Genomic DNA, 6,312 nt, shown 5'->3' with positions numbered 1-6,312 from the left:
ATTTAGGCTTAGATTTAAAAGATGCATCAATTGATATGTTAGGTACTGCAAGTAAAGTAGAAGTAACTAAAGATAATACCACTGTTGTTGATGGTGACGGTGACGAAAACAGCATTGATGCACGTGTTAGCCAATTGAAATCTCAAATTGAAGAAACTGAATCTGACTTTGATCGTGAAAAATTACAAGAGCGCTTAGCTAAATTAGCAGGCGGTGTTGCAGTTATCAAGGTAGGTGCAGCAAGTGAAACAGAACTTAAAGAACGTAAATTACGTATTGAAGATGCTTTAAACTCTACACGTGCAGCAGTTGAAGAAGGTATTGTTGCAGGTGGTGGTACTGCACTAGTAAATGTTTACCAAAAAGTAAGTGAAATTGAAGCTGAAGGCGACATTGAAACAGGTGTGAATATTGTACTTAAAGCATTAACTGCACCAGTTCGCCAAATTGCTGAAAATGCAGGATTAGAAGGCTCTGTCATCGTTGAACGCTTGAAAAATGCAGAACCAGGTGTTGGTTTTAACGCTGCTACAAACGAGTGGGTTAATATGTTAGAAGCAGGTATCGTTGATCCAACTAAAGTAACACGCTCAGCATTACAACATGCAGCAAGTGTTGCAGCAATGTTCTTAACGACTGAAGCGGTTGTAGCATCAATTCCAGAAAAAAATAATGACCAACCTAACATGGGTGGCATGCCAGGAATGATGTAAAACTGTTTATAGTTTTGACTAACTAGAAAATTACATTATGCACGAGTATGATTCATTCTAAGTATAAATTAGAATGCACGCAAATATATTTTAATTACGAGACGTCTTCCATTTGGTGACTAAACTTATGGGAGGCGTCTTTTTTGTATGAATTTGTGATTTTAGCATAGATATTCATAGTGGTATTGATATCTTTATGCCGTAATCGTTCTTGTATTTCTTTAATGTGTACACCTGATTCTATGAGCAATGCGCAATGTGTGTATCTGAATGAGTGCGTAGAGATATTTTTGAGTATGCTGGTACGTGACATAATGGTTTGTATCCACATTGATAGTTTTTTCATTACAATGGTTATCATTATATAATTCGTTTTTCCAATTATTTTGAACGTTTATCTTATAATCACGCAACACCTTTATTACATTTGGGTCAACGGAAATCTTACCGATAGAACTTTCAGTTTTAGGGGGAAGTATCTGAAATTTCTTCTTGTTATTATTTGGATTGTAATATGTTTTAGTAATACTAATCGTGTTGTTTTCAAAATCAATATCAGACCACTTCAATGCTAGTATCTCGCCAGCACGACAGCCGGTATATGCAAGTGTGCTAAAGACTTCAAAGCTAGTTAACGGGGCGATGATGAAATAAATACTGATGATTTCTTTTTAATAGGTGATGAAGATTCTGACGAATTGATGACAGACGATAATGTCAATGATCATATTATAAAGAATCACATAGAAATGATTGTTGACAGATTAGCGACCGATAAAGAGTTTTATATTTTTGACTCCCTTATACAAGGACTTAGTTATCAAGATATTAGTAGTGCCTTAGATTGTTCAGAACAATCTGTAATATTATGGTATGAAACCATATTAGATAAAATTGTGGGGGTGATAAAATGAGTGAGTTAACTGCAAAGCAAGCACGTTTTGTGAATGAGTATATTAGAACACTGAATGTAACACAAAGTGCCATAAAAGCAGGATATAACGCAAATAGCGCACATGTGACAGCGTGTAGGTTATTGAAAAAGCCGCACATCAAGCAATATATACAAGAACAAAAAGATAAGATTATAGATGAGAATGTATTAACCGCAAAAGAGTTATTACATGTGCTAACGAATGCGACAGTCGGTGATGAAACAGAAACGAAAGAAGTTGTAGTCAAGCGTGGAGAATATAAAGAAAATCCACAAAGTGGCAAAGTACAATTAGTCTATAATGAACATGTTGAACTGATAGAGGTACCAATAAAACCTAGTGATCGTTTAAAAGCTCGTGAAATGTTGGGTAAATATCATAAATTATTTACAGATAAGCATGATATAAACGGTAATGTACCTATATTCATTAATATTGGTGAATGGGACGGAGGTGATGAGGGGTTAGATAAGGCAGTGAAAGATGTATCTAACGATAATCCTAATCATACTGTGATTGTGGATGATATACCGTTAGAAGATTATGAGTCAATTAGGTTTTTATAAATTGGGTATATATTTTATGGTGTTGCCAGTATTTATTGATAGTATCGGTTAAGACGATGAGAAGAATGAGTGAGATTTAAAAGAGTTGTAAACGCAATATCCTAATGCTGATTTTCATATTGATGATTTAGGGAGGTTTTCAGGAGTAAAAGTATGATATTTTTTTCAAATTACATCAACATTTCAGATTAATTATTGTAATATATAATAAAATGATTTAAGAAAAAGGGAGAAAATGGATAATATAAATAAAAATGAAAAATTTCGTGTTTTGTCAACAATTGCTATTACTATATCATTTATTTTAAATTTTGGGTTGTTTATTTCTCTAGCTATTTGGTCAATAAATTCGATGGGTAATAAACAATGCATTAGTTTGAATTTATTGCTTTCGGATGATACTTTCGCAGTAATTTCAGTAATGACAACTTTGGGAACTGCTATTTTAGGAGGTATAGCACCTTCAATATATGGTATTTTTACATCGCCTATAGATAAAAAAAGTAGTTTTAGGGCTATTAGCGATTGGGAGCAAGAACAAAGAAATAATGTTAAAGATCTGATGATGCTATTACCATTTACATTACTTAGTATTTTAATTGTGATTTTTATTTTTCAGTTTGCATATTCTAAACTATTTAATACGATAGCTATTATAATATTTATTATAATACTTGTTGTTATGTTTTTTTTAATTTTATTAATCTGTTATAAAATTACTGTGATGATATGCAGATATTTTTCAAAAGAATAGCAATGATTTGTTTACGCTGAGAAACGTCCTGATTTGCAGTGAGAAATGATTTTGCGTATCTATTGTATGTAACAATAGGTACATAATATTTTTAGGGTGGGTTATATGAGCATAATTACAAGATTGTTTAATAACAGTGATTTTGAAAAATTAAATCAACTATGTAAATTATATGATGATCTAGGTTATCCAACAAATGAGAATGATTTAAAAAAGAGACTAAAGAAAATAACGAATCATGATGATTACTTCCTACTGCTTTTGATAAAAGAAAATAAAATAATTGGTTTAAGTGGTATGTGTAAAATGATGTTTTACGAAAAAAATGCAGAGTATATGAGAATCCTTGCGTTTGTTATACATTCTGAATTTAGGAAAAAAGGTTATGGAAAGAGATTATTAGCTGATTCTGAAGAATTTTCTAAACGGTTGAATTGTAAAGCAATAACACTAAATAGTGGTAATAGAAATGAAAGACTATCTGCACATAAACTATATAGTGATAATGGGTATGTTAGCAATACATCTGGGTTTACTAAACAACTATAAGTGTGAGCATTCGTATAATACGATGTAGGAACATATTTTATTGTAAATGTTGCATGTATGCCTCGTATTATGACTTATTTAAAGGGAGAAAAAAGGGCATAATTCTTCGATTGTTGGAGAAATGGACTAGATTTTCGAGATTTTCCAACAATAAATCAATGTTGGAAAACAGTTTTTGAGTGACATAATTATGACATAATAGAATTGAAAAACTAAAAATAATAGCGTTGTCTAAAAATTAAAACGCTGATTTAATAATCTTTAAAGCGTGTATTAAAGTAAGTTTTTATTAGTGCATAATGCCGGGAATGATGTAAAACTGTATATAGTTTTGACTAATTAGAAAATTACATTATGAACGAGTATGATGTATTCTAAGTACAAATTAGAATGCACGCAAATATATTTTAATTACGAGACGTTTTCCATTTGGTGACTAGACTTATGGGAGGCGTCTTTTTTATGTGCTAATTTGTAATTGAGATTCATAATGGTATTTAAATCATTATGGTGCGGGAGTTATGGTATTGCCATAATATGAGAGTGCATCCACTTCTATAAGTAATGCATATTGCGAGTGCAGGAATGAATGAGTGCTTGATTAAAATCCTTATGGGTGGTTGACATAATTAAAAGAAACCACATTTAAAATTTCTTAATCACAAGCGGTTAACTAGGTATAGTTTAGTTTTGAGTAAATCTTTTTAAAGGTGTACTTGTGCATTTTACTTAATTAAAGAGATAAGACATTTAATGGGCCTAAAATAAATAAAAAACAAAAAACTACCTGTTTAGGTAGTTTTTTAAATGTAATAGATTAAAACACTAGTTCATTTCTTGTTAAAGATGGATAGTTATTTTATAGATAAATTTGTCCTTTAGTGTAGCGGTAATTTTTAGGACTTTTTGGTGGTATAAATGTTCTTAATAAAGTTAATAGTCCTACTTTACCGCAAAGCATAACGAATATAATAATTATTTTAGTAATACCATGATATTCTGTGGTAAGGTTCATACTTAACCCGACTGTTCCGAATGCAGAAACCACTTCGAATAATAACTTGATTAATGATATGTTCGGATTAATTATCGATAATATAAAAGTAATGATACTGATAAATAGAAATGAGATATTAATGGTAACAATAGATAGTTTTATATGTTTGTCAGATATTTCTTTATTGAATACTGAAACATTATTTTCTTTACGTATATAATTTAGAACAAATATAAACGCCACTGCAAAAGTAGTTATTTTAATTCCTCCAGCTGCACTGAGAGGGGCACCACCAATAAACATAAGTAGCATTAACATTAAGGCGGTAGATTTGTTAATGCTTGCTATATCTATACTGTTAAAACCCGCTGTTCGTGTTGTTACTGATTGGAAAAAAGAATTTCCGATTTTTTCAACTAGTCCCATATGTTGCATAGTATTAAACTGTTCTAATAAAAAGAATGTAATAGCTCCTATAATTATTAGGATACTAGTTGTAGTTAAGACTAATTTAGAATGTAAAGATAATTTACTCAATTTTTTACAATTAATAAAGTCTATTACGACAAAATGTCCAATACCTCCAAATATTATGAGTATTGAGATTGTAATAATGACAATTGGATCACTAGAATAATCTATTAAGTTATTCTTAAAAAGGGCAAATCCAGCATTATTAAAAGCTGATACTGATGTGAATAAGCTTAAAAATAAACCTTTGCCTATACCAAATTTTGGTATAAAAGATAAACACAAACAAATCATACCAATTAATTCAGTGACTAAACTATAAATAGCCAAGTGTTTAATTAGCTTAATAACACCACCAGGTTCGTCAATATTCCATGTAACCATAATCAAGAATCTATTTTTCATTGATATCTTTCTATTTAAAAATACTAGTGTCAATAGGGTTACGGTCACGATACCCAGACCACCTATTTGAATTAATAATAGTATTACTATTTCACCAAGTATATTAAACTGTGATCCTATATCAACTGGGGATAGGCCAGTAACTGTAAATGCACTTGAAGCTATAAATAGGGCATCTAAAAAAGATATTGGCTTTTTACCAGTGAAAGGTAAATATAATAAAAGAGCACCTATGATAGTTGTAGAGAAGAAAAGCATTAAATAAAAATATAAAGGTTTGTGGACTTTGTTCATTTTAATTGCATACTCCTTTATATTATAAATTAATAATTAGATAATATCATAAATGAAAATAGAAATGTTACTGATGTGTATTACTTTTCAATTCTAGTCAGGGGCCCCAACACAGAGAAATTGGATTCCCAATTTCAACAGACAATGCAAGTTGGGGTGGGGGCCCCAACACAGAGAATTTCGAAAAGAAATTCTACAAACAATGTAAGTTGGGGTGGGGGCCTCAACAAAGAGAAATTGGATTCCCAATTTCAATAGACAATGCAATATATGTATGACAAATCACCACCATAATTTCAGTTTTACATCACTTAATCAATGAAAATGTGCTTGTTGATATTTGAATATTTACAGTCAAACAATATTCATCGCTATTTCTATCAACTTAAAATTCGCAATAAAAAACTGCCAGCACGCGAATAGGGCAGCTGACAGCATCGTTCTTATTTCTCTTTTAAATATTGAATGGAAGCCTCTTTAAAAATATCAATATATTTCAGGTACATATCTTTTTCAATATATTCATCGATTTGATGTGCCATTAATGGATTACCTGGTCCAAAAATGGCTAAATCAACATTGTCCTTATTATCTCCTAAGAAACTAGAGGCATCTGTTGCACCTACAA

The 6,312-nt window shown here is 30.9% G+C and carries 6 protein-coding genes and 2 pseudogenes; 5 read left to right on the top strand and 3 right to left on the bottom strand.

Going from position 1 to position 6,312, the window contains the following annotated elements; genetic code table 11:
- Window positions 1–713 (top strand): TCP-1/cpn60 chaperonin family protein (locus IDG60_RS04475; RefSeq protein ID WP_274611436.1); only part of this gene is annotated, 713 nt, incomplete at its 5' end.
- A 94-nt stretch (window positions 714–807) separates the two neighbouring features.
- Here IDG60_RS04475 and IDG60_RS04470 read toward each other — a convergent pair.
- Window positions 808–1,354: pseudogene (locus IDG60_RS04470) on the bottom strand (site-specific integrase); the annotation flags it as partial.
- Window positions 1,355–1,414: 60 nt separating this feature from the next.
- Between IDG60_RS04470 and IDG60_RS04465 the strand changes: the two are divergent.
- The 4 genes from IDG60_RS04465 (at window position 1,415) to IDG60_RS04450 (ending at window position 3,517) form a co-directional block, all read left to right on the top strand.
- Window positions 1,415–1,627: a LuxR C-terminal-related transcriptional regulator gene (locus IDG60_RS04465; protein WP_000128898.1), complete on the top strand. Its 213-nt coding sequence runs from the start codon at window positions 1,415–1,417 to the stop codon at window positions 1,625–1,627.
- Window positions 1,624–2,214 carry a terminase small subunit gene (locus IDG60_RS04460; protein WP_001293059.1) on the top strand — a complete coding sequence of 197 codons (591 nt, stop codon included), beginning with the start codon at window positions 1,624–1,626 and terminating at the stop codon, window positions 2,212–2,214. The genes IDG60_RS04465 and IDG60_RS04460 overlap by 4 nt, the downstream gene beginning before the upstream one ends.
- A 316-nt stretch (window positions 2,215–2,530) precedes the next feature.
- Entirely contained in the window at window positions 2,531–2,968 is a 438-nt protein-coding gene (locus IDG60_RS04455; protein ID WP_072419900.1) for a hypothetical protein, read from the top strand.
- A 105-nt stretch (window positions 2,969–3,073) separates the two neighbouring features.
- Complete coding sequence (locus tag IDG60_RS04450; protein ID WP_000022887.1) at window positions 3,074–3,517, top strand: GNAT family N-acetyltransferase; 444 nt, start codon at window positions 3,074–3,076, stop codon at window positions 3,515–3,517.
- An 859-nt stretch (window positions 3,518–4,376) separates the two neighbouring features.
- Here the strand turns inward: IDG60_RS04450 and IDG60_RS04445 are convergent.
- Together IDG60_RS04445 and IDG60_RS04440 are read right to left on the bottom strand one after the other, a co-directional pair.
- On the bottom strand, window positions 4,377–5,684 hold the full coding sequence (locus tag IDG60_RS04445; RefSeq protein ID WP_001045079.1) for a TrkH family potassium uptake protein: 1,308 nt from the start codon (window positions 5,682–5,684) through the stop codon (window positions 4,377–4,379).
- A 443-nt stretch (window positions 5,685–6,127) separates the two neighbouring features.
- Window positions 6,128–6,312: pseudogene (locus tag IDG60_RS04440) on the bottom strand (succinyl-diaminopimelate desuccinylase); the annotation flags it as partial.

The organism is Staphylococcus sp. EG-SA-2, from assembly GCF_017152085.1.
The sequence above is the reverse complement of the archived record's forward strand: the minus strand, read 5'-3'. Positions and strand labels throughout refer to the sequence as shown.

Excerpts from the sequence above, each read along its gene's own strand:
- IDG60_RS04460 (WP_001293059.1), top strand. The coding sequence starts at position 1,624 with ATGAGTGAGTTAACTGCAAAGCAAGCACGTTTTGTGAATGAGTATATT.
- IDG60_RS04450 (WP_000022887.1), top strand. The coding sequence starts at position 3,074 with ATGAGCATAATTACAAGATTGTTTAATAACAGTGATTTTGAAAAATTA.
- IDG60_RS04465 (WP_000128898.1), top strand. The coding sequence starts at position 1,415 with ATGACAGACGATAATGTCAATGATCATATTATAAAGAATCACATAGAA.
- IDG60_RS04445 (WP_001045079.1), bottom strand. The coding sequence starts at position 5,684 with ATGAACAAAGTCCACAAACCTTTATATTTTTATTTAATGCTTTTCTTC.